This window comes from Bacillus salacetis (assembly GCF_003581585.1).
Classification (GTDB): Bacteria; Bacillota; Bacilli; order Bacillales; family Bacillaceae_B; genus Rossellomorea; species Rossellomorea salacetis.
In genome coordinates, this window is the sequence record NZ_QXIR01000008.1 from 38115 (window position 1) to 62705 (window position 24591).

The 24591-nt window shown below is 43.7% G+C and carries 19 protein-coding genes; 8 read left to right on the plus strand and 11 right to left on the minus strand.

Going from position 1 to position 24591, the window contains the following annotated elements; genetic code table 11:
* Window positions 1-18 precede the first annotated feature (18 nt).
* On the plus strand, window positions 19-879 hold the full coding sequence (locus D3H55_RS07800) for an SDR family oxidoreductase (RefSeq protein WP_119546339.1): 861 nt from the start codon (window positions 19-21) through the stop codon (window positions 877-879).
* Window positions 880-1196: 317 nt separating this feature from the next.
* On the plus strand, window positions 1197-2099 hold the full coding sequence (locus D3H55_RS07805; protein WP_240628515.1) for a nuclease-related domain-containing protein: 903 nt from the start codon (window positions 1197-1199) through the stop codon (window positions 2097-2099).
* A 928-nt stretch (window positions 2100-3027) separates the two neighbouring features.
* Here the strand turns inward: D3H55_RS07805 and D3H55_RS07810 are convergent.
* The 5 genes from D3H55_RS07810 to D3H55_RS07830 all read right to left on the minus strand — a co-directional run bounded on the left by D3H55_RS07810 (window position 3028) and on the right by D3H55_RS07830 (window position 9335).
* Window positions 3028-4059, minus strand: a complete 1032-nt coding sequence (locus D3H55_RS07810) for a LacI family DNA-binding transcriptional regulator (RefSeq protein ID WP_119546340.1) — start codon at window positions 4057-4059, stop codon at window positions 3028-3030.
* Window positions 4060-4171: 112 nt separating this feature from the next.
* Window positions 4172-5710, minus strand: coding sequence for an alpha-amylase family glycosyl hydrolase (locus D3H55_RS07815; protein ID WP_119546341.1), 1539 nt, complete (start codon window positions 5708-5710; stop codon window positions 4172-4174).
* Between the two features lie 41 nt (window positions 5711-5751).
* Window positions 5752-6594 (minus strand): sugar ABC transporter permease, encoded by an 843-nt coding sequence (locus tag D3H55_RS07820; protein WP_119546342.1) that lies wholly within the window; start codon window positions 6592-6594, stop codon window positions 5752-5754.
* 1 nt (window position 6595) lies between these two features.
* Window positions 6596-7888 (minus strand): carbohydrate ABC transporter permease, encoded by a 1293-nt coding sequence (locus D3H55_RS07825; protein WP_119546343.1) that lies wholly within the window; start codon window positions 7886-7888, stop codon window positions 6596-6598.
* A gap of 160 nt (window positions 7889-8048) precedes the next feature.
* On the minus strand, window positions 8049-9335 hold the full coding sequence (locus tag D3H55_RS07830; protein ID WP_119546344.1) for an extracellular solute-binding protein: 1287 nt from the start codon (window positions 9333-9335) through the stop codon (window positions 8049-8051).
* 261 nt (window positions 9336-9596) lie between these two features.
* On the opposite strand from D3H55_RS07830, the gene D3H55_RS07835 reads away from it, so the two are divergent.
* The 4 genes from D3H55_RS07835 (at window position 9597) to D3H55_RS07850 (ending at window position 15050) form a co-directional block, all read left to right on the plus strand.
* Window positions 9597-11354: an alpha-glycosidase gene (locus D3H55_RS07835; RefSeq protein ID WP_119546345.1), complete on the plus strand. Its 1758-nt coding sequence runs from the start codon at window positions 9597-9599 to the stop codon at window positions 11352-11354.
* Between the two features lie 397 nt (window positions 11355-11751).
* Window positions 11752-13098: an MATE family efflux transporter gene (locus tag D3H55_RS07840; RefSeq protein WP_119546415.1), complete on the plus strand. Its 1347-nt coding sequence runs from the start codon at window positions 11752-11754 to the stop codon at window positions 13096-13098.
* Between the two features lie 168 nt (window positions 13099-13266).
* Window positions 13267-13608 carry a P-II family nitrogen regulator gene (locus D3H55_RS07845; protein ID WP_119546346.1) on the plus strand — a complete coding sequence of 114 codons (342 nt, stop codon included), beginning with the start codon at window positions 13267-13269 and terminating at the stop codon, window positions 13606-13608.
* A 68-nt stretch (window positions 13609-13676) separates the two neighbouring features.
* The gene (locus D3H55_RS07850; RefSeq protein ID WP_119546347.1) at window positions 13677-15050 is read left to right on the plus strand and encodes an ammonium transporter; all 1374 of its coding nucleotides are present in this window, start codon (window positions 13677-13679) and stop codon (window positions 15048-15050) included.
* Between the two features lie 421 nt (window positions 15051-15471).
* Here D3H55_RS07850 and asnB read toward each other — a convergent pair whose 3' ends face one another.
* The gene (asnB, locus tag D3H55_RS07855) at window positions 15472-17328 is read right to left on the minus strand and encodes an asparagine synthase (glutamine-hydrolyzing) (RefSeq protein ID WP_119546416.1); all 1857 of its coding nucleotides are present in this window, start codon (window positions 17326-17328) and stop codon (window positions 15472-15474) included.
* 168 nt (window positions 17329-17496) lie between these two features.
* Between asnB and D3H55_RS07860 the strand changes: the two genes are divergently transcribed.
* A complete protein-coding gene (locus tag D3H55_RS07860; protein ID WP_119546348.1) occupies window positions 17497-18057 on the plus strand; it encodes a DUF2777 family protein in 561 nt (186 codons plus the stop codon).
* Between the two features lie 99 nt (window positions 18058-18156).
* On the opposite strand, the gene D3H55_RS24085 is transcribed toward D3H55_RS07860, so the two are convergent.
* The 5 genes from D3H55_RS24085 to D3H55_RS07885 form a co-directional block, all read right to left on the minus strand.
* Complete coding sequence (locus tag D3H55_RS24085; RefSeq protein ID WP_168412992.1) at window positions 18157-18321, minus strand: hypothetical protein; 165 nt, start codon at window positions 18319-18321, stop codon at window positions 18157-18159.
* 22 nt (window positions 18322-18343) lie between these two features.
* On the minus strand, window positions 18344-21268 hold the full coding sequence (locus D3H55_RS07865) for an EAL domain-containing protein (RefSeq protein WP_119546349.1): 2925 nt from the start codon (window positions 21266-21268) through the stop codon (window positions 18344-18346).
* A gap of 370 nt (window positions 21269-21638) precedes the next feature.
* A complete protein-coding gene (locus D3H55_RS07875; RefSeq protein ID WP_119546351.1) occupies window positions 21639-22010 on the minus strand; it encodes a YisL family protein in 372 nt (123 codons plus the stop codon).
* A gap of 102 nt (window positions 22011-22112) precedes the next feature.
* Entirely contained in the window at window positions 22113-23018 is a 906-nt protein-coding gene (locus D3H55_RS07880; RefSeq protein ID WP_119546352.1) for a fumarylacetoacetate hydrolase family protein, read from the minus strand.
* A gap of 29 nt (window positions 23019-23047) precedes the next feature.
* Window positions 23048-24232 carry a DUF418 domain-containing protein gene (locus D3H55_RS07885; RefSeq protein ID WP_119546353.1) on the minus strand — a complete coding sequence of 395 codons (1185 nt, stop codon included), beginning with the start codon at window positions 24230-24232 and terminating at the stop codon, window positions 23048-23050.
* A gap of 128 nt (window positions 24233-24360) precedes the next feature.
* On the opposite strand from D3H55_RS07885, the gene D3H55_RS07890 reads away from it, so the two are divergent.
* Window positions 24361-24582, plus strand: coding sequence for a spore germination protein (locus D3H55_RS07890; protein WP_119546354.1), 222 nt, complete (start codon window positions 24361-24363; stop codon window positions 24580-24582).
* Window positions 24583-24591: the final 9 nt, after the last annotated feature.

The following is a 24591-nucleotide window of genomic DNA, read 5'->3' on the forward strand; positions in this document are numbered from 1 at the left end:
CAAAGGAGTGTTGTTTGCATGAATCAAAATAATAATGAATTTCCTCCGCAGCATCAGGACCATCAGCCAGGAACAGAAAAAGAAATGCATCCCCAGCCCAAATACCTGGATGACAATTACAAAGGCAGCGGCAAACTGAATGGCAAAGTCGCCCTCATCACAGGAGGCGACAGCGGTATCGGAAAAGCTGTAGCTCTTTATTTTGCAAGAGAAGGCGCAGATATCGCGATTGCTTACCTTGACGAAGACCAAGATGCCGAGGATACAAAAAGCCTTGTAGAGAAAGAAGGCAGAAAATGCATATTATTTTCGGGAGACCTTGGAAGTTCTGCCTACAGCGCCGAAGTGGTCCAAAAAACCGTCGATCATTTTGGACAGCTGGACATCCTGGTCAATAACGCCGCAGAGCAGCACCCTCAAAAAAGCCTGCTCGACATATCCGACGAGCAGCTTGAAAAAACGTTCCGTACCAATGTCTTTTCATTCTTTTATCTGACCAAAGCCGCCCTTCCTCATCTGAAAAGCGGCAGTTCCATCATAAATACAACCTCCGTCACAGCTTATGCGGGAAATGACCAGCTGCTCGATTACTCTTCAACCAAAGGAGCAATTGTTGCATTCACAAGATCTCTTTCGCAATCGCTGGCTTCAAAGAATATCAGGGTCAATGGTGTCGCACCCGGCCCAATATGGACACCGTTAATTCCATCTACTTTTCCCGAAGACCAGGTAGCAAAATTTGGCGCGAACACACCCCTCGGCCGTGCAGGACAACCGTTTGAACTGGCACCAGCATACGTGTATCTAGCAAGTGATGATTCCCAATATACAACCGGCCAGGTCATGCATGTCAATGGCGGCAAGATTGTGAACGGATAAGAGGACGAGGAGTCCGGGACAATAACCTAATAAAAAGCTCTCTTCGCAAAGATTGCGGCTGAGTAAAAAGAATGGATTCCGCTCCGTCTACTTTCAGGAAATAGCGGTAATTACCCTTAAAAGCAACATCTTATAAATAGAGCCTAATAACATGAATGAACCGCATGAAGTCAAGCATATACCCTTGACCTCATACGGTTTTATTTTCGGTTATTCAACTTAATGCAATTAGTTCTCAACTTATGTCCCATTCTCTATTTTTTCGGGGGAATCTTATTGGAAATTCATGGTATGATATAAGAAAGGAGTGATGACTATTGATATTTAAAAAGCGGACAAAATCAAAGGAATTAAAAATTTACCAGTCCCTCGATTCTCGCAAGACTTTAAATTCTAAAGAGAAACATTACTTTGCAGGACTTGAGAAAGGATTCATTGGGGAGAAGATGTTTGATGAATGGCTCCATCCTGTTTTAGAAAACCGAATTCTATTGCCTGATATGCAGTTTATGCCGGACACCACTTTCGTTCAAATTGATACCATCCTTATAACTTCCAACAAAATTTATTTGTTTGAAGTTAAAAACAATGAAGGAGATCATATTATTGAAGGTGATAACCTTCTAAGAACCGACCGCACAAATACAAAAAACCCTATTCTTCAATTAAAAAGAAATGAACCTGTCTTCCGCTGGATAATGGAAAACCTCGGGTACCGCATTCCCATCCAATCTATCGCCGTCTTTGTAAATCCCCGGTTCCATCTTTACAACGCCCCCGCTGACCTCCCTATTGTTTTCCCCAATCAAATTGAGCGTTTTATAGCAAAACTAGAAAAAAGCCAATCCTCCTTAAAGAGAAGCCACTCTGAACTTGCAGCCAAGCTACTTTCGACTACTATTGCCGAAAACCCTTATGCTAGAATACCTGATTATCAATATGAGGAACTAAGTAAAGGGATTATTTGTCCCAAATGCAGAAGATTATATACTGCTTATTCCAAATATTTAAGCTGTCGGTATTGCAATTTTAAAGAAGACTCAAATTCGGCAGTCTCAAGAAGCTTAAAAGAATTTAAAACGCTGTTTCCCGAAAGAAAGTTAACTGTCTCCCAAGCAATGGAGTGGTGCGGGATAGTCAAAGATAGAAAAACCATCAAGCTTTTTCTTGCCAAAAATTTCAAACTTGTTTATTTAGGCAGATCATCTTACTATATTTAAATGAGAATCATTATAATAAAAATTATTTAGCTTCCTTTACCCGGCCAACCTCCTGCCGCTTTCCCTTCTCAATGGTCCTTTTAGCTCCTTATTGGACCGGGACAAAACAGATTTCCCTTTCTCATTGGCCCATTTAGCTCTCTATTGGACCGGCTACAACCTGTTCTCCCTCCCTCACTGGCCCATTTAGCTCTCTATTGGGCCAGGGCCAACCCGCCTTCTCTTTCTCACTGGCCCATTTAGCTCTTTATTAGGCCGGGGCCAACCCGCCTTCTCTTTCTCACTGGCCCATTTAGCTCTCTATTAGGCCAGGGCCAACCCGCCTTCTCTTTCTCACTGGCCCATTTAGCTCTCTATTAGGCCAGGGCCAACCCGCCTTCCCTTTCTCATTGGCCCATTTAGCTTACTATTGGGCCATGGCGACACAGATCTCCCTCCCTCATTGGCCCATTTAGCTCTCTATTGGGCCGGGGCAAAACAGATATCCCTTTCTCATTGGCCCATTTAGCTCTCTATTGGGCCGGGGCAAAACAGATATCCCTCCCTCACTGGCCCATTTAGCTCTCTATTGGGCCGGGGCAAAACAGATATCCCTTTCTCATTGGCCCATTTAGCTCTCTATTGGGCCGGGGCAAAACAGATATCCCTTTCTCATTGGCCCATTTAGCTCTCTATTGGGCCGGGGCAAAACAGATATCCCTCCCTCACTGGCCCATTTAGCTCTCTAATGGGCCGGGGCCAACCCGCCTTCTCTTTCTCACTGGCCCATTTAGCCATTTATTGGGCCGGATTCAACCAGTTTTCATGTTCTCTTTGGTCCATTAACCCACTTTTAACCCAACACCCCCGTATCTTGTGTACAAAGCATCCTGATTCCTCCCGTCCCCGCCGCCAAAACAAAAAGCCAGCCCGTAAAAGGCTGGCTTTTTCACAAACCGAACTTCACATCAGTGCATGAAGAGCGTTCAACAATCTTATGGGGAATCGTTATCCGTTTTACCGGCTCGCGGGGATCCTCGATTTTCTGGATGAGGTTCCTTGCTGCTTGGTAGCCGAGGTCAAAAATATTGATATCGACCGATGTAAGCGGCGGGCGGGACATTTCTGCCAGCAGCACGTTATTGAAGCTGATGATCGAGATGTCCTCCGGGACTCTGATATCCATTTCGTTCAATGTATTCAATACCCCCAGAGCCATCAAATCGTCGGCCACCACCAGGGCTGTCGGCGGATTTTCAAGGGTCATTAATTCCTTAACCGCTTCCTGGCCGCCTTCTCTTAGAAATTCCTCGTGAACGATATAATCATCTCTAAGGGGTATTCCTGCTTTACGAAGAGATTTCTCATACCCCAGCAGCCTTTCAACAGTCACGACCAGGTTCAAATCACCGCCTACAAAGCCAATGCGGTCATGTCCGGCATTCAGCAGGTGATCTGTTACCTCTTTTGTGGCTCTGAAATTATCATTATCCACGTGGGTGATTTCATCAGCGTATTTGAATGGCTTGCCGATCACTACAAATGGGAAATCTCTTTCCTTTAAGTACATCATGACTTTGTCTTCCACTTTGGAATAAAGGAGGATGATCCCGTCGACCCTGCCTCCTTGAACCATTTGGATGATGCCGTCATAGATTTCCTCTTCACTCTGTCCGGTTGTCATTTGCAGAGCATATTGCTTTTCATGAGCTCCTTCACTTAAACCGCGGAGTACTGTCGGAAAGAACGGATTTTGAAAAAAAGTATCCGCCGACCCCGGCAGTACAAGTCCGAGAACTTGTGTGGACTGGCTTGCCAGACTGCGGGCAATGAAGTTTGGATGGTACCCCAGCTGCTTCATTGCTTCTCTTACCTTTTGTTTCGTACTTTCGCTAATACGGGAATTATTGGCTATCACCCTGGAAACAGTTGATGGAGCAACGTTAGCGAGCTTTGCCACATCCTTTATTGTTACAGCCATATCTTTCTCCCCTCTCCCGAAAAAGCCATCTATCGTTTTGCATGTATTTTTTCAGACAATTGTCAAAGCAGATGCACAAGAAATATTCCCTGGCAATCTGCACTCTATCCAGTTACTCATTCTTCCGATTTTCACGGCCTTTTTTCCATACATAATAAATGAAGATCATGAAGATGACATAAACTGCTGTCAATGCTCCAATAAAGCCATAATTCAGTCCGCTTTTTGGTGCAAGGACATAGATTTCCGCCTCTTCCCGGTCCAGGATGAGGTCATACGTATCCCCGTCAGCACGGACAAGGTCCTCATCTAACAGGCCTCTGAGTTCCATTCCTTCGGGCAGCTGAGGAGTTTGCAATTTCACGCTTTGCGATTTACTAGTATTGTTGATGGCAACAATCATCGTTTCGCCTTCGTATTCCCGTTTGAACACTGCCATTCCATCCTTTTCATGAAGAAGTTCCATACTTCCTCTTGTAAGGGCTGGATAGGAGTTCCTGATCTTTCCAAGTTTCGTGATGTATTCAATCAGTTCTTTATCTGTCCTGAAATCCATCAGCTTTCTATTATCCGGATCTTCCGCCCCACTCAACGCAATCTCTGAGCCGTAATAAATGATTGGCAGTCCTGGAACAGTGTACATATAGGACATTGCCAGCTTCCAGCGAGTTCCCGGGAACTGGTTGTTCTGGGTTATCAGGTTTGTAAAACGGACCATATCATGATTATCAATGAATGTGCCCATTAGATAAGGATTTTCGAAATAGGTTTGGTTGTACTGCCAAAAGTTAAACAGTCTGTCCATACTGACGTCCGGCTTCTGGAAAACTTCGCGCATTTCCTGTGCTTGGGGGAAATCAGCAAATCCATCAATACCTACACCCTCATATTTAGCTATATTGCGGGGATCGTAATCAAAGACCTCGCCTAACAAATAGAAGTCTTCCTTTTCAGCTTTTACTGCCTTTGTGAATTCTTTCCAAAAATCTTGCGGCACATGCCTGACTGTATCGAGACGGTAGCCGTCGATATCGGTTTCATTGATCCACCAGCGGGCCGCATCAAGCAGGTACTCCCTCACTTCCTGGTTTTCCGTATTCAAATCAGGCAGATCATAGAGCCAGTCATTTTGCAGGCTCTCATCATCATTCATATTCATAGGCTGCTTTTCATGAAACCAATCTTCTTTTCCAGGATCATTCAGCCATTCATGGTCCGGGCCCACGTGATTGACCACAAAGTCCAGGATGATTTTCATATCCCTATTATGTGCTTCTTCAACAAGTTGCTTGAATTTTTCAATCGAACCAAAATGTTCATCTGTATTGTAAAAGTCCTTGATCCAATAACCATGATAGCCCTTTTCCTGGTTATCGAAGACCGGTGTCAGCCAGATGGTCGTGAAACCCATCTCCTTTATATAATCCAGCTGATCAATGACCCCTTGGAAGTCTCCGCCCTGATAGGCTTTAGGATCCTTCCTGTTCACATCAAAATCATTCGACTGATCTCCATTGTTAAATCTGTCTATCATCAAAAAATAAATCGATTCGTCTTGCCAAGTACGTTCTTCTTTTTCAGCAGCTCCTGCAGGGAGGGCGTAAAAAAGAAGAAACGGGATTAGAATAAGAGATAATACTCTTTTTTTCATCTCCGCTCCTCCTTAAAGTTTATAAGTTTACGCCTATAAGATTATCCTTTTGTGCCCCCAGCCGTCAATCCGGAAACAAAGTATTTCTGGAAATACAGGAACAGCAGGGCAATGGGAATCGCAATTAAGACCGATCCAGCTGCAAATGTTGTGAACTCCGCACCAAATTGTTTCGCCACCATATCATAAAGCGCGACAGGAAGAGTGAATTTCTCTTCTGTCCTAAGCAGTATGCTTGCAAGGATAAAGTCTGCAAATGGAGCAATGAAAGAAAATAATGCAACCACTGCAATAATCGGCTTTGCGAGAGGCATGACAATCTGGAAGAAGATCCTGAAATGCCCTGCTCCGTCCATTTTCGCTGATTCATCAAGCTCCTTGGGAATCGTGTCCAAATAGCCTTTCATCAGCCAGGTGTTCATTGGGATCTGTCCGCCGACGTACACCAGGATCAGACCCAGGTGGGTATCAAGCAAATTTGTTACAAGTGCCAGCACGAAAATCGCAATCAAAGCTGCAAAGTTCGGAATCATTTGAAGGATCAGGAACGTCATCAAGCCATTCTTTCTCCCGACAAAACGATATCGGGAAAAGGAGTATGCTGTCAGGCTGACCATCAAAACGGTCAATGCCATTGTTGATAGACTGACTTTTAAAGAATTCCAATACCAAATCAAGTAGTTGCTTTGTTCTAAATCAAATAGTTCTTTGTAGTGTGCCAATGTTGCATTTTTAGGGATGATGCTTGATCCCGAAAGACTTTGTCCAGGGTTAAAGGAAGAACCTACAATCCATGCAACCGGGTATAATATAATCGCGCACATTACAGCAATGGCTATATAAGATAACGTCAATCTGATGAGTTTCTGTTTTTTTAGATTCATATCACATCATATCCTCTTCTTGGAATGATTTTGTTCTTCTGAACTGCCATACAGCTACTGTGATAACGAAAATGGAAAGCAATAGAGTAATTGCAGCTGCTTTAGAGTATTGTGCAGAAGTCATGGTCAAGCTGTAGATCCATGAAATCAGGATATCGGTACCGCCTGCGTTTTGGCCTGTCAGGGCTGGCCCCCCGCCATTGAACAGGTAAATAACATTAAAGTTATTAAAATTGAATGTGTATTGCGTGATTAAAATCGGCGCAGTGGCAAACAAGACAAGCGGCAAGGTTATGTTCTTGAACTTCTGCACACTTGAAGCACCGTCCACTGTCGCAGCTTCGTACAATTCATTCGGAATGGACTGGAGAACGCCCGTGGTCATTGCGAAAATGAACGGGAATCCAAGCCAAGTCTGGATGAATATCAGGGCGATCCTTGTATAAAGAGCTTCTGTCATCCACGGAAGGTCACCGATTCCAAGAAATACAAGGATGTCATTGTTGATGGTACCAAATGATTCATTGAACATTCCTGCAAAGATTAAAATGGAAACGAAAGATGGAATTGCCCACGGCAGAATGAATATTGTCCGGATAAGGGCTTTTCCTTTAAGATCCTTCTGATTTACCAGGATTGCCAGGAAGATGCCAAGTGCCACTTGTGTTGTAGTTGCCATGAATGTCCAGACGAGCGTCCATGCCAATACAGTCAAGAAAGTACTTCTCCATATATCAACCTTGAAGATATCGATGAAATTCTGGATACCAACCCAATCCACCAAATTATTAGGCGGCGAGTGATATAAATCATAGTTTGTGAACGCGAGCAGCACAACAAAAATGATTGGGAAAATAACGACAAACACAAGTAAAAGGAAACCAGGGGACATGATTAAATAAGGAAAACCGTTGTCTACGAGATTCCGGTACTGCTCCCTGATGGTACTCAGTTTTTCTCCTCGGTCCCTTTTTGCTCCACACTTGAAAGCGTCATAAAGATTGTACGCATAAAAACCCAGTCCGAATAAGAGAATGATGATTGCAAGAATCCCATATACCATCAAAAAGATGGAGTGGTCATAGTAAGGTGCACCAGTATCCTCACCAAGAGTGAAGATGCCCCAAAGACCATAGTCGATTAAATTACGGAATACCAAGATAAAGGCCGCAGCCATTATAAGAAAGAATCCGCCCTTTAGTTTTTGATTGTTGTAGAACTGACCCAAGCCGGGTATTAAGGAAAGGGCAAGCGCTGTTTTGCGGTGTTTGGTTTGATAGGAATTTTCAGCCATCCTAAATTCCCCCTTCTTCTCTTTATATTTTTATAAGCTTCAGAAGCTTCATAAAGAAAGAAAGCTTCTTCCTTCATGAAGGTCCTGAATAGGAAAGTCTTATTAACTATACAGTAAATATAGGGGACTGGCCCAATTAAGTGCCAGTCTCGGCTATCATTTAGTTTGAGTGGTTTGCTTGAATGTTCTGCTCGATCTGATCAACAGCCGAATCAAGAGCTGCTTTTGGTTCCTGTTTGCCAGTCACCACTGTTTGCAGCGCATTTGCCATCGGCTCCCAAACTGTTCCCATTTCAGGGATGTTCGGCATTGGAACAGCATATTGAGACTGCTCAGCAACCGCTTTTGCACCTTCATTTTCAGCAATTGCAGGATCATCTACAAGAGCTGTATTTGTAGGAACCTCTTGAGTTTGTTCGAAACGAAGTTTTGCATATTCATCTTGAGTGATGAATTCAATGAACTTCTGAGCCCATTCTTTGTTTTTAGAATAACCTGATACATGCCATCCTTTGACACCCATGAATGTTTTCATAGGCTCACCATTAGGAAGCTTAGGCATTGCAGCCACCCCAATGTCGATGCCGGCATCTTTGTAGCTTTGGAAAGACCATGGTCCGTTCATGACAGAAGCAACTTTACCTTCATTGAACAGTCCGTCCATTGCAGCTCCGCCATTTTCCCCAACGATCCCTTTAGGGAACAATCCTTCTGTATACCATTTTTGAATATATTCTGCGCCTTCTACAGCACCTTCATTATTCAGCCCTAGATCTGCAGGGTTCAGCGCGCCATCGTTTTCAGCAAAAACATATCCGCCGTAGCCGCCGATTGGTGCATGAGCAAAGTAATAGTTATCCCATAGTGCAAGGAAACCAAAGTTTCCGTCTTTTGTGAAATCAGTTGCGAAGTCGTACACTTCATCCATAGTAGCAGGAGCTTCCTCCATCAGTTCTTTGTTATAGATGAAAACTGGAGTTTCTGAAGACTTCGGAAGACCGTAAAGTGCTCCTTCATACGATTGTGCAAGAATAGAGGATTCCGAGAAACGATCGATAACGTCCTGTTCTGCATCCAGCTCTGCAATATGACCTGCAAGAGCCATTTCTCCGATCTGGTCATGCGGCAATGTCAGTACGTCCGGGCCTGTCCCAGCCGGACCATCCAAACGCAGCTGTTCTTTCATTTTGTCAGCCATTTCAACTTCTTTGACTTCAAGTTCGATGCCGTATTCTTCGGTGAACTTAGCACCTACTTCATCAAGCCATCCTGCTTTATCTTTATCTTCCCAAACGATCAGCTTTTCTGGTTTCTTTGTGTCATCTGCCGTTTTTTCTTTATCTCCCTGGTTATTGTTCCCTGCTCCTTCTTCACGATTAGGTCCGCAGGCAGCCAATGCGCCCAAAACCAGCATGATGACCATCAATAACGATAGTGATTTCTTCATTCTGACCCCTCCTGTATATATGAAAAATAATATTGAACAACCGTTTGCACAAATCATCAAAAAACAAAGGGTATACGTTACCGCTTCCAAATCTGTGAAACCGATTGCACAACCTACCCTTATTATAATGCTTATTTTTCTTTTGACAATACTTTTTTCGAATTTTTGTAAACGTTTTATTTTTTGCTGTGGAATGTCTTCATTGACTTTAAGAGGGATATGCAATAACCTTTAAGGGAAATCGAACTGGGAGGCTTGAAGATGCTATTAGAAGCTGTCTATCACAGACCAAAAGATAATTATGCATACGCTTGCACTGATAGAGAAATACATATACGTATCCGCACCAAAAAAAACGATGTGAGGAAAGTCGCTTTGCTGCATGGCGATCCTTATCAATGGGAACAAGGGAAATGGATCTACGCTTCAGCAGAAATGGTGCAGACCGGATCTGACCAACTGTTTGATTACTGGTTCGCTTCAATTGAACCCCCCTTCAGGAGACTTAGGTACGGGTTCCTTCTGGAAGACGAACAAGAATCTCACTTTTATGGGGACCGGGGCTTTCTGCCGGGACCCACGAATGATGTCGGCGACTACTTCTGCTTTCCGTTCTTGAATTCCGCCGATGTCTTCAAGGCGCCTGCCTGGGTCAAGGATACTGTATGGTATCAAATATTCCCAGAGAGATTTGCAAACGGTAATAAAGAGTGGGATCCTGATGGCACCCTTCCTTGGGGAAGCACCGACCCAAAGCCTGATAATTTCTTTGGGGGCGATTTACAGGGGGTAATTGACGGAATACCTTATTTAAAAGAGCTGGGGATCACCGGGATCTATTTCACACCGATCTTTAAGGCTCATTCGAATCATAAATACGACACGATTGATTATTTCGAGCTTGACCCTCAGTTCGGCAATAAAGATACACTGAAAGAACTAGTGAATGCCTGCCATGATAACGGGATCAAAGTCATGCTCGATGCCGTTTTCAATCACAGCGGGCTGTATTTCGCACAGTTCCAGGATGTATTGGAAAATGGTGAGCGATCCGTGTACAAGGACTGGTTTCACATAAGGGAATTCCCTTTGAGAAAAGAACCACTGCCTAATTATGATACATTTGCATTTGAACCATCCATGCCGAAACTTAATACAGAAAACCCCGAAGTGCGTGAATACCTTCTAGAAGCGGGGCGTTACTGGATTAAGGAATTTGATATTGACGGCTGGAGACTGGACGTTGCAAATGAAGTTGATCATTCATTCTGGAGGGAGTTCAGAAAAGAAACGAAAGCCATTAAGCCTGACCTGTATATCCTCGGGGAAATCTGGCATGACTCGATGCCCTGGCTGCGGGGTGACCAGTTCGATGCAGTCATGAACTATCCTTTCACAACCAATATTTTGAATCTGTTTGCAAAGGAGTCCATCGGCCCCCGCCAGTTTGTGGAAAGCATGACGCAGGTGGTCCATATGTATCCGAAGAATGTCATGGAGGCAGCCTTCAACCTGGTCGGAAGCCATGACACCCCCCGCATCCTGACCGAATGTGGGGATAATAAAGAAAAAGTCAAACAGATCTTTACGATCATGCTTACCTTCATCGGATCTCCATGCATATATTATGGGGATGAAATCGGAATGACGGGAGGAGCTGATCCCGGATGCCGCAAATGTATGGAATGGGACAGCTCAGAACAGGACAGAGATTTGTTCTCCCATATCCAAAAGCTCGTTTCTTTAAGAAAGAAACATAGACTGCTTGCAAACGAAGGAACCTTTACCTTCCTTCCAGTCGAAATGAATGAGGATTGCATTGCTTATACTAAATCCGACGGTGATAAAACCTGCTTAGTCGTATTGAATACCACTGACAAGAAAACGGTATATCCCCTGCCCTTCAATCTGAAAGGCAGGAAAATCACTGACATTTGGCTGGACGATGAGTTTGCTGCAGATACGGATGACTTAGGAGTCGAACTCGAACCCTTCAGCTTCAGCATACTCCAATTTTAATATTCTCCTCCCGTCAGTCCATAAGTGGTCTTACGGGAGGTCTTTTTCTTTTTAGCTGGCTCTTTCGTAAACTTTGTTGCTATTCACTATAAATTTCAAATATAGTCCTGGTAAATCACCGTAAAAACCCCCGGTGAGCAGGAAAGAAAAGAGCTGCTCGTTCATTTTCGAGAGTAAAATCTTTGAATGCAGGGGAAGAGACGGCACCTGGGATTTTTCCGAAAGCAACATTATACGCGGAAACAACCTTTTGGAATAACCAGTTGCAGGAATGCAGATAGAATTTTTTCCTGATTTTATCCTGATATCAAAACTATCCTTTCTATTATCAGTTATAATAAGGAGATCCTCTTTATTTAACTATTAAACTATGTTCAGAAAAGAGATGACTTGCATCATGAGCCTAGATAAGAAGAAATTAAGTCTTTATGCGCTGACCTGGCCGATTTTCATTGAGATTTTTTTACATATGCTGATGGGGAACGCCGATACGCTGATGCTGAGCCAGTATTCAGATAATTCAGTAGCTGCAGTCGGGGTTTCCAATCAGGTATTATCCTTGATTATTGTCATGTTTGGGTTTGTCGCGACCGGTACCTCCATATTGGTATCACAGAACCTTGGCGCAAATAAATTAGAGACTGCACGCGAGGTCGCATTTGTCTCCTTAAGCGCAAACCTCGTCTTCGGTTTTTTGTTAAGTATCCTCATTTTCATTTTTAATGACCAGATTCTTAATTTGATGGATATACCGCAAGAACTCCACGGAGAAGCTTCCTCCTATTTGACCATTGTTGGAGGTTTTTCCTTCATCCAGGCTTTGATTATGACGGCCGGTTCCACTCTGCGAAGCTATGAGTTTACGAAAGATGCTATGTATATCACCATCGGCATGAACATTTTAAACATCATAGGGAACTATTTGTTCATTTTCGGACCTTTCGGAATCCCTGTCCTTGGGGTTGAAGGAGTTTCAATATCGACTGTGGCTAGCCGTACCATCGGTCTTATAGCAATCACTTTTGTATTAATGAAGCGGATCCCGGGTATATTTTCTTTCAAAAAACGTTTTCCGGTTCAGCATATTAAAGATCTGTTACGGATCGGGATCCCTTCCGCCGGAGAGCACCTTTCTTATAACGGGTCCCAAATGGCTATTACCTACTTCATTGCCATAATGGGGACTGAAGCGTTAACGACAAAGGTATATGCACAGAACCTGATGATGTTCATCTTTTTATTCGCCCTTGCCATCAGCCAGGGCACCCAAATCATGATTGGCCATATGGTTGGGCGACGGGATTTTCAAGGAGCTTATGAACGTTGTATAAAGAGTTTAAAAATCTCCATCATCATCTCATTAGGGATGGCTGTCCTGTTTGCTTTGTTCTCCGGACAGCTGTTGAAGATTTTTACCAGCAACGAGGAAATCATTTATCTGGGGAGCATCCTCATCTGGCTGACCATCATCCTCGAACCTGGAAGAAGCTTCAACCTGGTTGTCATAAGTTCACTGCGTGCAGCAGGTGATGTAAAGTTCCCAGTCTATATCGGCATCCTTTCCATGTGGGGAGTGAGTGTCCTTCTGTCTTATCTGCTGGGTATCGTGTTCGGGCTCGGTTTGATCGGTATTTGGATATCCTTTATAGCTGATGAGTGGCTTCGAGGATTGATCATGCTCCGGAGATGGAAATCACGTATTTGGATGAACAAAAATTTCATAGGTAAAGCAGAATCAAATTAAAAATTTGAGTGGAGGGCACGTCCTCCGCTCTTTTTTTGTGAAGTTTTTTGACGTAAAGCGTTTTCATTAAAAATTATCGGTTGATTTTTCCTGCAATTCAGAATATGATAAAAACCATAACTAAATGATGTTAGTTTTCCTCACATAAAATAAAGGAGTTGAATGTATTTGAAAAAAATTGAGGCTATCATTCGCCCAGAAGCATTCCAGGCACTAAGGGAAGGTCTTACCTCAAATGGATTTAATGGTTTGACTGTCTCCGAAGCTGCAGGCTGCGGAAAACAAAAAGGGAAACAAGGACTGTTTCGCGGCAACACTTATGAAATTGCCCTTTCCCCCCGCGTGAGAGTGGAAATGATCGTTGAAGATTCCGAGACCGAAGAGATTATCGATTTAATCTGCGAGTACTGTTCGACTGGTAACGTCGGGGATGGGAAAATATTCATTTCAGACATTCGGGATGTCATCCGTATTCGTTCTAAAGAGCGGGGAAAACAGGCATTTATTTAACACACTTCTAAAAAACTCGATACCAGACCTTCAGCTTTTAACCATTACAAAACAGGAGGAACCTTATAATGTTGAAAAAAGTTTCAGGCATATCCGCTTTACTTTTGTCAGCCGCCACTCCCGCCTTCGCTGCCCCTACCGCCCAAAGTGTCCAGACTTCCGTGGACGGAATGTGGGTAATGGTGGCAGCACTATTGGTCTTCTTCATGCATGCTGGTTTTGCCATGGTGGAATCAGGCTTTACCCGCTCGAAAAACACACTTAATATCCTCATGAAAAACTTTCTGACGATTTCTATTGCTTCAATCCTTTATTTTGTGGTGGGATTTGGCCTGATGTTCGGAAGTTCCGCCAACGGCTTTATTGGAACTGACGGCTTCCTTCTGTCAGGTCGTGATGACATTGGCTTTTTCGTCTTCCAGGCTGTATTTGCGGCAACATGCGCAACCATTATCTCCGGAGCTGTAGCAGAACGAATGAAGTTAAAAAGCTATATGCTCATCACCGTAGTCATCACAGGCTTCATCTACCCTATAGTCGGCCACTGGGTATGGGGCGGAGGATGGCTGTCGGAACTGGGCTTTGTTGATTTTGCCGGATCCACTGTCGTTCATATGAGCGGAGCGGCAGCAGCCCTTATTGTTGTCCTTTTCCTCGGACCCCGAATCGGCAAGTATGCCAACTCAAAAGTAAATGTCATTCCGGGACACAATATCCCGCTGGGAGCTCTTGGAGTCTTTATTCTATGGTTTGGATGGTTCGGGTTTAACGGGGGCAGCACCCTGACAGCAGATCCCGACTTAGTGCCGAGAGTCATCACAGCTACATTATTGTCAGCTTCGGCAGCAGTCCTTTCTTCAGCATTTTATACGTCTTTCCGCTATAAACGCATCGATCCTTCCTTAACGCTGAACGGAGCCCTCGGCGGGTTGGTCGGCATCACGGCAGGATGTGCGAATGTATCCATTGCAGGGTCGATCTTCATTGGATTGGCAGCTGGGATTCTGATGGTTGAGGGTGTCCGTTTCATTGAAGTGAAATTGAAGGTGGACGATCCAGTAGGCGCCATTGCTGTCCATGGGCTGTGCGGGATCTGGGGAACTGTTGCAATAGGATTCTTTGACGTCTCCAATGGGCTTTTCTACGGCGGAGATGCTTCCTTATTAGGTATTCAGGCACTTGGTGCAGCAGCAGTATTCCTTTGGGTGGCGGTTTCCACTGGTGCAGTCGTGTATCTTGTCAATAAAGCCGACAGCATCCGTGTAAGCCGCGAAGACGAATTGGCCGGACTCGACTTCTCTGAACACGGTGCCACTGCCTATGAATTAAGCGAAAATATCCTTACTTCCCATTCAAATCAGCCCAATACCGCCTTTGGTAAAGAGCTTGTCCGTAAACTCGATGGCTTGAGTGTCAACCCCACAAAAAAACAATATCATTGATTGAAAAAGGAAGAATCCCCTTCAGCATGCTTTGCTGGAGGGGGTTTTCATGTTGAATCGGTCTTGAAAAATATGGTGAAACTAAAACCCTTTTGGATTCGTTACTCTTGGTGCCTTTTAGCAGCTAAACCATCATCACTTTTGGGGTAAGCTTGTCCGGGAACCTTAGATAAAATTTAAACTGCAATACACTTTTGCTTGTGGTGTCTCAAGAGCGTTTCATCTCACTATAACACTTCGTTTTTGGGATTTGGGTGACTCTTGAACCCTCCATAAACCAACACCTCCTTTGCTTAAACGACCACGCTGTTCCATGAACCTCCTATAAAGCCAAGCACTCGCTGCTATTTGTTTCGTGCTGATTTTCCGTGAAAGAACAAAGGAACCCATACCCGCCAGCCGGGTATGGGTTCTCTTGTAATCAATCTACAATATTAATATTATAATCTTTAAACCATACGTGAATCTGGGCGAGATGCGCAAGAAGCTGAGGGCCAGTCATCAACTGGCCGAACCAAGGGGTTTTAAATGCTTCCCCGTTTGTTTCTGCCACTGCTTTCAGCCGGTTATGATCAAAGAGTTCATATAGCACGCTTGATTTATCCTTGAGAATCTCGTCAAGCCAATTTTTCACGAGGGAAGTATACACAGGGTTGTGCGTTTTGGGATATGGGCTTTTTTTACGGTACAGGACTTCATCAGGCAGGGTCCCTTCCAAGGCTTTTCTCAGAATGCCCTTTTCCCTGTTTTCGTGCATTTTCATTCCCCATGGTATGTTCCATACGTATTCAACCAGGCGGTGATCAGCAAAGGGCACCCTTACTTCCAGGCTGGCTCCCATGCTCATTCTGTCTTTTCGGTCAAGCAGGGTTGTCATGAACCAAATGATATTCAAATAGAATAGCTGTCTCCGCTTTGCTTCAACGGCTGATTCCCCTTCCAGCACAGGGCTTTCAGCTACCGTTTCGTCAAACTTGGAGAGAACGTATTCCCCAAGGTTCAATTTACTCCGCAGCTCTGGTTTCAAAAGGGACTGCCGTTCTTCAACAGATCTCATCCACGGGAAGCCTTTCCTGTTGAAATCTTCTTCGTTATGAAACCAAGGGTAACCGCCAAAAATCTCGTCAGCACATTCCCCCGAGAGGCCGACAGTGAATTCGTTTTTGATCTCACGGCAGAACCAGAGCAGAGAGGAATCAACATCCGCCATCCCTGGCAAATCTCTGACATGAACAGACTCTGTCAGATAGTTTCTTAATTCTTCCTGCGTGATGATGCAGTTATGGTGGATGGTGTTAAATTTTTCCGACATTAAGTTAATCCACTTGCTGTCAGCGTCCGGCTGGAATTTATTTGACTTGAAGTGCTGATCATTTCCCTCGTAATCAATAGAGTAAGTATGCAGCCTTCCCTTTCCTTCCTTCTTATATGACTGGGCTGCAATGGCCGTTATGGCACTGGAATCCAGCCCTCCCGATAAGAAAGTGCATAGCGGGACATCCGAAACCAACTGTCTTGTGATACTGTCCTTTACCAAGAAGCCCACTTTTTCCACGGTCTCATCGAAGCTGTCTTTATGTTCAGCACTCTTTACGTTCCAGTACCTCCAAATTTTCAGTCCGTCCCTGGAAAATGTCATCGCATGGGCCGGCCTCAATTCATTGATGCCTTTAAAAACTCCCGTGCCCGGTGAACGTGACGGTCCCAACCCCAGCACTTCCGCCAAGCCTTCCCGATCCACTTCCGCACTTAAAGATGGATGCGCAAGCAATGCTTTCAATTCAGAACCGAACAATAATGAATTATTTGTTTCGGAATAAAACAAAGGCTTAACGCCAAGCCGGTCTCTTCCAAAAAACACTTGCTGCTTTTCACTATCCCAGACAGCAAATGCAAAGATTCCATTCAGATGATCGACACATCCCTCCCTCCATTCGATATAGGAAGCAAGCAGTACTTCTGTATCCGAATGGCCCTTGAATGTGTATCCCTTTGACATCAGAACTTTTCGTATGTCCTCTGTATTGTAAAGCTCACCATTATAACAAATGACAAACCTGTGCCCACCCCGTTCTTTTGCCATTGGCTGTCTTCCGCCTTCAGGATCCACTACTGTAAGCCTTTTGTGGCCAAATGCCGTATGGGTGTCCAGCCAAACATTAGTATCATCCGGCCCCCTTTTGGTCAGCGTTTCGGCCATGGATTCCATCACTTTCTGCGCACCTCGTAAGTCATCTTTAAAGTTGATCCATCCTGTAATTCCGCACATTTTGGTCATCCTTTCTGTTCCAGGCAAAATTGGGCTAGATGCAATATGGATTATCATATGCAATCTTCGGAAAATGGTTAATTGTCTTATTTCATTTTCACTTTAAATGAATATGCTAAATTAGGCCCATAATGTAGATAATGTTGATATAACATCTTCAACAAGGGAGGGAATTGGGTGAATAACCTGTACAGAAAAAAGCTCCTTCAGCGGCAAAATCGCTCCTACACACTAGGAACTGTAGAATTCATTCACAATCAATGGGTATTTTTCGATGATGAGTTGGATGAAGCAACGGACTTGGAATTTTACACACAGCAGGAGGTCGAAATTTACCGGGAACAAGGATGGGAAAGAGGTATCTTGGAGTCTGAGGGCATTGTTAAAACTGCCTACGATAAGATGACTCTTAATAATACAGAAACAATCCGCATTAAAAAATCGCTGATTTATTCCCTTGAGATGCTGATTGAGGAATTGAATGATGACTCTTTTTTCCAGTTTCTGACCAGCTTGAACTCTCTGGATTTCTCTTTGTATGACTGCATATTCTGTCATAATCACCTCTCTTTTCTTGAAGACAGGAAAATAAGAGAAGGGGTGAACTTTTTGACGTTTGATAATGGAGACAATGTTTGCTTAGTGCAGCATCATTTCACCTATTATAAGAAACAGCGTGACCGGTTCGAGTTCACCTTAAGTACTGGAAAGAGAATTGTCATTGAAAAATTCGAATAAGAAAATGTGATGATCAGAAAGAAATTGGGATTCCCAGTTTCTTTTTTGTTTATCCTGAAAGTAATTAGAAGCTGCTGCCCTCAGGCAGCAGCTTCTAATTCAATCCGATGATTTTCTTTCTTTCTGTTCTTCTCTTTGTTTGAGTGCTTCTTTCAAATCCTTTTGTGTAAGCAATGGTGTGTGTTTATGGCTGAAAGCAGCTTTTACAGATAAAGCAAATATGGAAATCGCCGCTATTATTATACAAAGAATCCATGCTTCCAAATTTCTTCACACCCTATTTCATTTAACCTTTTGTCATTACTGCTTGTGAATCGATCATCCACATTTCCATCTCTTCAGGTGAAACCGGTCTGGAAATCAGGTAACCCTGGCCCAAATCGCAATTCAGGGCATCGAGGAGCTCCAGCTGCTCGCTCGTTTCTATTCCTTCTACAACCACCTGCATCCCCAAACCTTTTCCCATTGTTGAAACAGCTTGTACAATGGCATAGTCCGGGCTGCTTTCCTCAATGTTTTGGACGAATGACTTATCTATTTTCAGGACATGCAGCGGCAGGTCCTTTAAGTATCCAAGTGAAGAGTAACCTGTCCCAAAGTCATCAATGGCAATTTTCACCCCCAAAGCTGACAATTCCTCCATTCGGTCGATTGTATGACCTGAATGCTGTATCATCACACTTTCAGTCAATTCAAGGCATAAGTTTTCCGGAGAGAGCCCGGATACTTTCAAAGCGTGATTGATTTCATGAGTGAATGACGGCTGTTGAAATTGGTTGGCAGAAACATTCACTGATATATAAAAGTCAGGGAACCCTTTTTCCTGCCACTTATTTGCCTGCTTGCAGGCTTCCATAAGAACCCAGCTTCCGATCTGCCCGATAAGCCCTGTCTCTTCGGCAAGCGGTATGAATTCCATCGGCGATACGGCACCCAGGTATGGATGATTCCAGCGCAGCAGCGCCTCTGCGCCGATGACTCTTCTTCCGCTGAGCTCAACAATCGGCTGATAAACGATACCCAGCTCGTTTCGTTCTAATGCTTTCCGGAGATAACTTTCCATTTTGACCTTCTCCATGGCCTTTATATTCATTTCATCTGTATAGAATATGATCTGATCCCCGCCATTTGATTTAGCCCAGTTGAGTGCCGTATCGGCATTCCTCAGCAAGTCCGAGAGATCTGTACCATGATCAGGATAGACGCCAACGCCGATACTTGCTTTAATGTAAAACTCCTGGTTTCCCTGCATGACTGGAATTTGGATATGTTCTGCAATCATTTCAGCAACTTGCTTTATCTTCTCGTCCGTCACATTTTTGCTGATCAGGATAGTAAACTTATCGCTGCCAAACCTTCCCAGATAAGCCCCCTTTGGAAGAACATTCTTAATCCTCTCTGCCAATTCAATGAGGATCCTGTCTCCGGCTGAATGCCCCAGTGTGTCATTGACAAGCTTAAACCTATCGATATCGAGGAAAAGAATCCCCAGCCTTCTCCTTTTCTTCCTTGCCCTCTCAATGAACTCTTCTGCAATCTCCCTGAACTTCACTCTGTTGGGAAGGCCCGTTTCAGAATCGAAATAGGCTAATTGGGTGATTCTTTCTTCTGTCTTTTTTTGTTCGGTTATGTTTCTTCCAATGCCAAATAACCCTACACATTTACCCTCTATAGTGATTGGAATATTTTTTATATGGAATAACTGAACCTCTCCTGATTTCGAAGGGATCCAAAGGTCATAAAACTGTTCTTTGCCGGATAACGTCCTGTAGAAATGCCTTTTTATACGGGGGACATCTTCTTCGAAAATATAGGAAATCGATAATTTTCCGATCAGCTCTTCCTCTGTATAGCCAAAGGTTTTAAGGAAGGTCGGATTGATTGAATTGAATCTTCCTTTCAAATCGGTTGAATATACAAAATCGGTATTATTATCAAATAAAGAACGATAGTATTCCTCAGAGATCTGGATATTCTGATTTAACTTTTCAATATCGTATGAGGACGCATTGATAAGCTGAGTCAATGAAACCCTGGTATTTCCTTCAGGAGTGAGTATGTATTGGAACCTTTCCCTCTCCAGGGGGGGAAGATGACCTCTTTCAGAAATGGCAAGACAGGTAAGGGAATGAGAATATAATTCTGGTGGATTATCATTATCCATAAGGATTTCCCCATGGGAAAAGAAACCGGATAATGAAGAAACCTCCCCCATCATCTGCATTTCCGACTCGGAAAAATCAGTGATGAACTGCCTCCTGGCCACGCAGTTGAAAATAAACATCGACTCCACTGGTTTTTTCCGGAGACGGTTTAACTCCTTTAATGAACAATCCACAATTGCTTCAAGATCAGCAAATGCAAAAGTCAGGCTTTCTCCCTGCTTTACCTGTTTACTCATCTCTATGGAACCATTGGAGTGGATCCTTGTTGGAAACAGCGTGGAAGTGGAGTCTTTCCGTTTCACAAGGAACGGGAATTCAACCCCTGATTCGGGGAGGTGTGCAACAAAACGTTCCCCCAGGTAATGCTTTAACACCTTGAGGGGCTTTTGATGATCAATCTTCTCGATTATTGCTCCTTTTGATTTGGTTACAGTTAACGGTCTTCCGACTTCTTTCCACTGCTCATTGATGAATGTGTGGACATGAAGGTTGGAGTTATTCAACGCTGCAGCTGCGATGCCATTTTCGGATTCACTGTTTTCGGTGAGGACAATGGATTGTTTCTTGCCCGCAGTCACTATGGAGACCCCTCCCCCCACGGGAATTTGAGGTGTGACTGCGTGGAATCCTTCAAGAACTTCCTGAGGATTCATATCAAGATGACTGGCAAATAAGATGACTGCCTTTGTTTCCATATTGACTAATTCCTCAGCGAGCTGCCGGCCTCTTTGAAAGCCGTCTTGGACCTCTCCCGCTTCAAAAAGCGTCGACACAACTTCTGTTTCCTCCAGCACTGTAAAAGACAGGACGGGAGATTGGTTTATGATTCTTCCATCAGCAACCTGGCCTTCGGTACTGCATCCAATGATAACAGCTCCAGGCAGTTTTGAAAGAACCTCCGACCTGAGTCTTTTCGCTTCAGCCATTGACAGTTGTCCCAGGAACATTTGAACCAGAATGGACGGATACAGATCAATCTGGCTGCTGCTGATGTACCGGTATAGTTCTTCTTTGGAATGATATGTATGATTGAAAGACTTCGCCATTGAAACACCACCACTCTCGAACCCAATCTATGTAAGTCGTTTTCGTATCTAATATTAGTAAATTTGTTCTATATCAAAAATACCACAATTTTCAGATATAATGTATAGTATTTTTGTTATTTTTGGAGAATGATGGAGGTTATTGAGGTAATGAGGCTGGATAAACAGTTGTTTCCATAAGAATTGATGCAAAATTTGTTCACCCTGGGCACCAGGGGTTCTATCCATGAACAGAAAGAGCAGGTTCTTTTCTATCATTTTGCGGCCAAATGAATCAAGGCGATTTGTTCGGGCATTCTTTTTAATGGAATTGAACTTTGGCGATAACCTATATAAAAAGGACTGTTCACGTTTGAACAGTCCTTTTTCATTAAACCATAGACCATAGACCAATCGGCAGCCAAGCACCTAGATATATTGTCAAAATCAGGGCGATGATCAATTGAGCCCAAAAGATACCCGTGCTCTTGCCTTTGTTCGTCCGTACAAGGATCATTTCAAACATGGCAATTACCCAAAGTCCGCCAAGCAACTTTATACCGTATTGCATCGGATAGATCCCCTGGTGTTTCCAGAACAGCAGTGCTCCTGTCAAGATGATCAACAGGTAAAACAGCCTCAAGGTCATGTGAACAATTTTCATGGCTTTTTTCTTGCCGCTCTTATGTAGATACAAGGCTGTGAAGAACAAAATAATTCCGATTACCCAGGTTGTTATATGGGCATGCGTGTTATCAAACATCTTAATAACCCTCCTTGAACATTTCTTAACATCTTCATTATCTTACCATACTCGTCTTCTCGTACACGAATTATAGCCGGCTCCGACATAAAATTGTAACTTCTATCCGATTGTATTGATCAGTCTTCCAATGGAATCAATTGAAATCTCGATAGAGTCACCAGCCTTCAGGAAACGGGGAGGCTTGAAGCCTTTGCCGACACCAGAGGGAGTGCCTGTTGCTATGATATCCCCCGGCTCAAGTGTCATACCGGCAGATAATTCGGCAATGATCCTTTCAATTGAAAAAATCATATCACTCACAGGTGCCTCCTGCCTGACTTCCCCGTTTACACTCGTCGTAATTGTGAGAGCTTCAGGATTTTGAATTTCATCAGCTGTTACTATGCACGGCCCAATCGGACATGTAGTATCAAGGCTTTTGCCCAAGAAGAACTGCTTGTGCTTCTTTTGAAGATCCCGTGCTGTGATGTCATTCAAAATGGTATAGCCAAATACGTAAGCCAGCGCTTCTTCTTCAGGTATGTTGATCCCTTTTTTTCCAATGATGACTGCAAGTTCACCTTCGTAATCCAACTGTGATGTCAAGGCTGAGTGGGAATCAATAACCGCTGATGATCCCGTTACCGAAGTTGGTGCTTTTGTGAAAATCATGATGTGTTCAGGAATATCTGCTTCGCTTCCCATTTCAATTGCGTGTTCCCGATAATTTTTTCCCACACACATTATATTTTTCTCCGGTTTGGTTATTGGGGAGAGCAGAGCGATATCCTTCCAATCATAGAGAAATCGGGCCGGATCTTCATGAGCATTTCCGAAATGAATCAATTCTGTCAGCCTTGACATTGCCCCCTGTCCACCTTGAATGACACGCAGTAAAGATCCCGGAAGTATGTTCATTCCATCATAATCCTGTTCAAGCGCTGCTAAATTCCACATGGTCTTTCCTGTTTCCTTTACAGCTCCGAATCTTTCTTCTTCATTGATTTTGAACGATGCAAGTTTCATTTCTCACCCTGCCTTTATGATTTTATTCATTATTCTCCAGCCTGTTTATTCCGAACCCTTCTATATGTAAGGGTTCTCCATAGCCTTTCCATGGGACCTTGGCGGAACTTTGACAGCCATATTTCGGAAAGGATGACTTGAATAAAAAAGATTCCTGCTGCAAGCCAGGTTCCGGTCGCCAGTGTAACTCCCCCATATAAACCCAAGCCATAATTATAGAATATGAGCGTTCCGATGATGGACTGGGTCAAATAATTTGTCAGGGACATTCTACCGGCAGCAGCCAATGGCTTTAAGACTGCTGAAATTTTTCGGTTAATCAATAATAATGCTAATAGAATCGCATATGATACTGATAAGAATGGCGCTCCCAGCATATCTTGGATATAAGAATAGGCAACATTGGCTTCCACTGTGAACGGAAGTGATTTAAGTGCTAAGCCGACGCCTGAAAAAATCAGCAGCAGTGTAATCCATACTTTTTTTTCACGATGGATGCGTTCAAGAATATGTAATTTACCTGCTCCAGCACCGATCATCATCATCGGCAGGATCGACAGCATCAAGAAGATGATATTGCCAGGGCCATTAACATTATACCAATCTTCGACTCTCTGAAGGAAAATCTCTTTGAAGCTTCCATTGCCGTATGCTTCAATTGAGCTTGTAATATTTGTCAGATCAGAGTAAAAAGCCACTCCTGTTTGATCAACCAGACTCATCAGGACCATCAGAATACTGAAGAACAACTGTGGAATCAGGAATAACAAGGCCCCTATCCAAAGCAGTGCTCTTCCTTTTAACTTCATGAAAACCAGCAGTATAAATCCAAATAATGCATAGTTGGTCAGTATATCCCCTGACCAAATCAAGAAGGCATGTACACAACCAATGAGCAGGAGTACAAAAAGCCTCCTTACAGCCAGCGGAAAGAAGTCAGCTCCCTTTTCCATTGATCTTTCATATTGCAGGGCCAACCCATATCCGAAAAGCATGGCAAACAGCGGATAGAAGCTCGATTGCACCAGGATATCGATCCAGGGAAACAATGCCTGATCTCCAGGGGCTTTCCACCAGGAGTACTGATCAATATATAAAAACGGGGAATGAAAAGAAATCATGTTAATTATGAAGATGCCCAATAATGAAAAGCCCCTGATCACATCCAGTGAGAGGATCCTTTCCTTTTGAGCTACCGGTTGAAATACCTGCATATACCTGTCTCCTTCTCATCATTGTCTATTCCCTATTGTAACTTGTTTTGGAAGATTAGGCGATTATCACATCCACCTCCTTTTCTCATAAGATACAGTATCAATACAGCAGAAAAGGTGTGAACAGTATGCCGGCATTTGTAGGAGCTGTTCAAGTTGTCAGCGTAGGTTCAAGCGGTGTATTCCATATCGGTGATGTATTTCAGATCAGGCCTGTATCGACCGCCAAGACATTTGCCGGCGCAGGCTCCTTCATTACTGGCGAGGGAATCTCTGTTTACAACGAAAACTCTGTAACCTATACGATCGATGATGATACGCTTGACCAGGGAATCAATTTCAATTTGTGAGTGTGATGA

What these genes read in the sequence shown, in the direction of transcription:
- D3H55_RS07800 (WP_119546339.1), top strand. Translation starts at nt 19, where the DNA reads ATGAATCAAAATAATAATGAATTTCCTCCGCAGCATCAGGACCATCAG.
- D3H55_RS07810 (WP_119546340.1), bottom strand. Translation starts at nt 4,059, where the DNA reads ATGGCTGTAACAATAAAGGATGTGGCAAAGCTCGCTAACGTTGCTCCA.
- D3H55_RS07815 (WP_119546341.1), bottom strand. Translation starts at nt 5,710, where the DNA reads ATGAAAAAAAGAGTATTATCTCTTATTCTAATCCCGTTTCTTCTTTTT.
- D3H55_RS07820 (WP_119546342.1), bottom strand. Translation starts at nt 6,594, where the DNA reads ATGAATCTAAAAAAACAGAAACTCATCAGATTGACGTTATCTTATATA.
- D3H55_RS07825 (WP_119546343.1), bottom strand. Translation starts at nt 7,888, where the DNA reads ATGGCTGAAAATTCCTATCAAACCAAACACCGCAAAACAGCGCTTGCC.
- D3H55_RS07830 (WP_119546344.1), bottom strand. Translation starts at nt 9,335, where the DNA reads ATGAAGAAATCACTATCGTTATTGATGGTCATCATGCTGGTTTTGGGC.
- D3H55_RS07835 (WP_119546345.1), top strand. Translation starts at nt 9,597, where the DNA reads ATGCTATTAGAAGCTGTCTATCACAGACCAAAAGATAATTATGCATAC.
- D3H55_RS07840 (WP_119546415.1), top strand. Translation starts at nt 11,752, where the DNA reads ATGAGCCTAGATAAGAAGAAATTAAGTCTTTATGCGCTGACCTGGCCG.
- D3H55_RS07850 (WP_119546347.1), top strand. Translation starts at nt 13,677, where the DNA reads ATGTTGAAAAAAGTTTCAGGCATATCCGCTTTACTTTTGTCAGCCGCC.
- asnB (WP_119546416.1), bottom strand. Translation starts at nt 17,328, where the DNA reads ATGACCAAAATGTGCGGAATTACAGGATGGATCAACTTTAAAGATGAC.
- D3H55_RS07865 (WP_119546349.1), bottom strand. Translation starts at nt 21,268, where the DNA reads ATGGCGAAGTCTTTCAATCATACATATCATTCCAAAGAAGAACTATAC.
- D3H55_RS07875 (WP_119546351.1), bottom strand. Translation starts at nt 22,010, where the DNA reads ATGTTTGATAACACGCATGCCCATATAACAACCTGGGTAATCGGAATT.
- D3H55_RS07880 (WP_119546352.1), bottom strand. Translation starts at nt 23,018, where the DNA reads ATGAAACTTGCATCGTTCAAAATCAATGAAGAAGAAAGATTCGGAGCT.
- D3H55_RS07885 (WP_119546353.1), bottom strand. Translation starts at nt 24,232, where the DNA reads ATGCAGGTATTTCAACCGGTAGCTCAAAAGGAAAGGATCCTCTCACTG.
- D3H55_RS07890 (WP_119546354.1), top strand. Translation starts at nt 24,361, where the DNA reads ATGCCGGCATTTGTAGGAGCTGTTCAAGTTGTCAGCGTAGGTTCAAGC.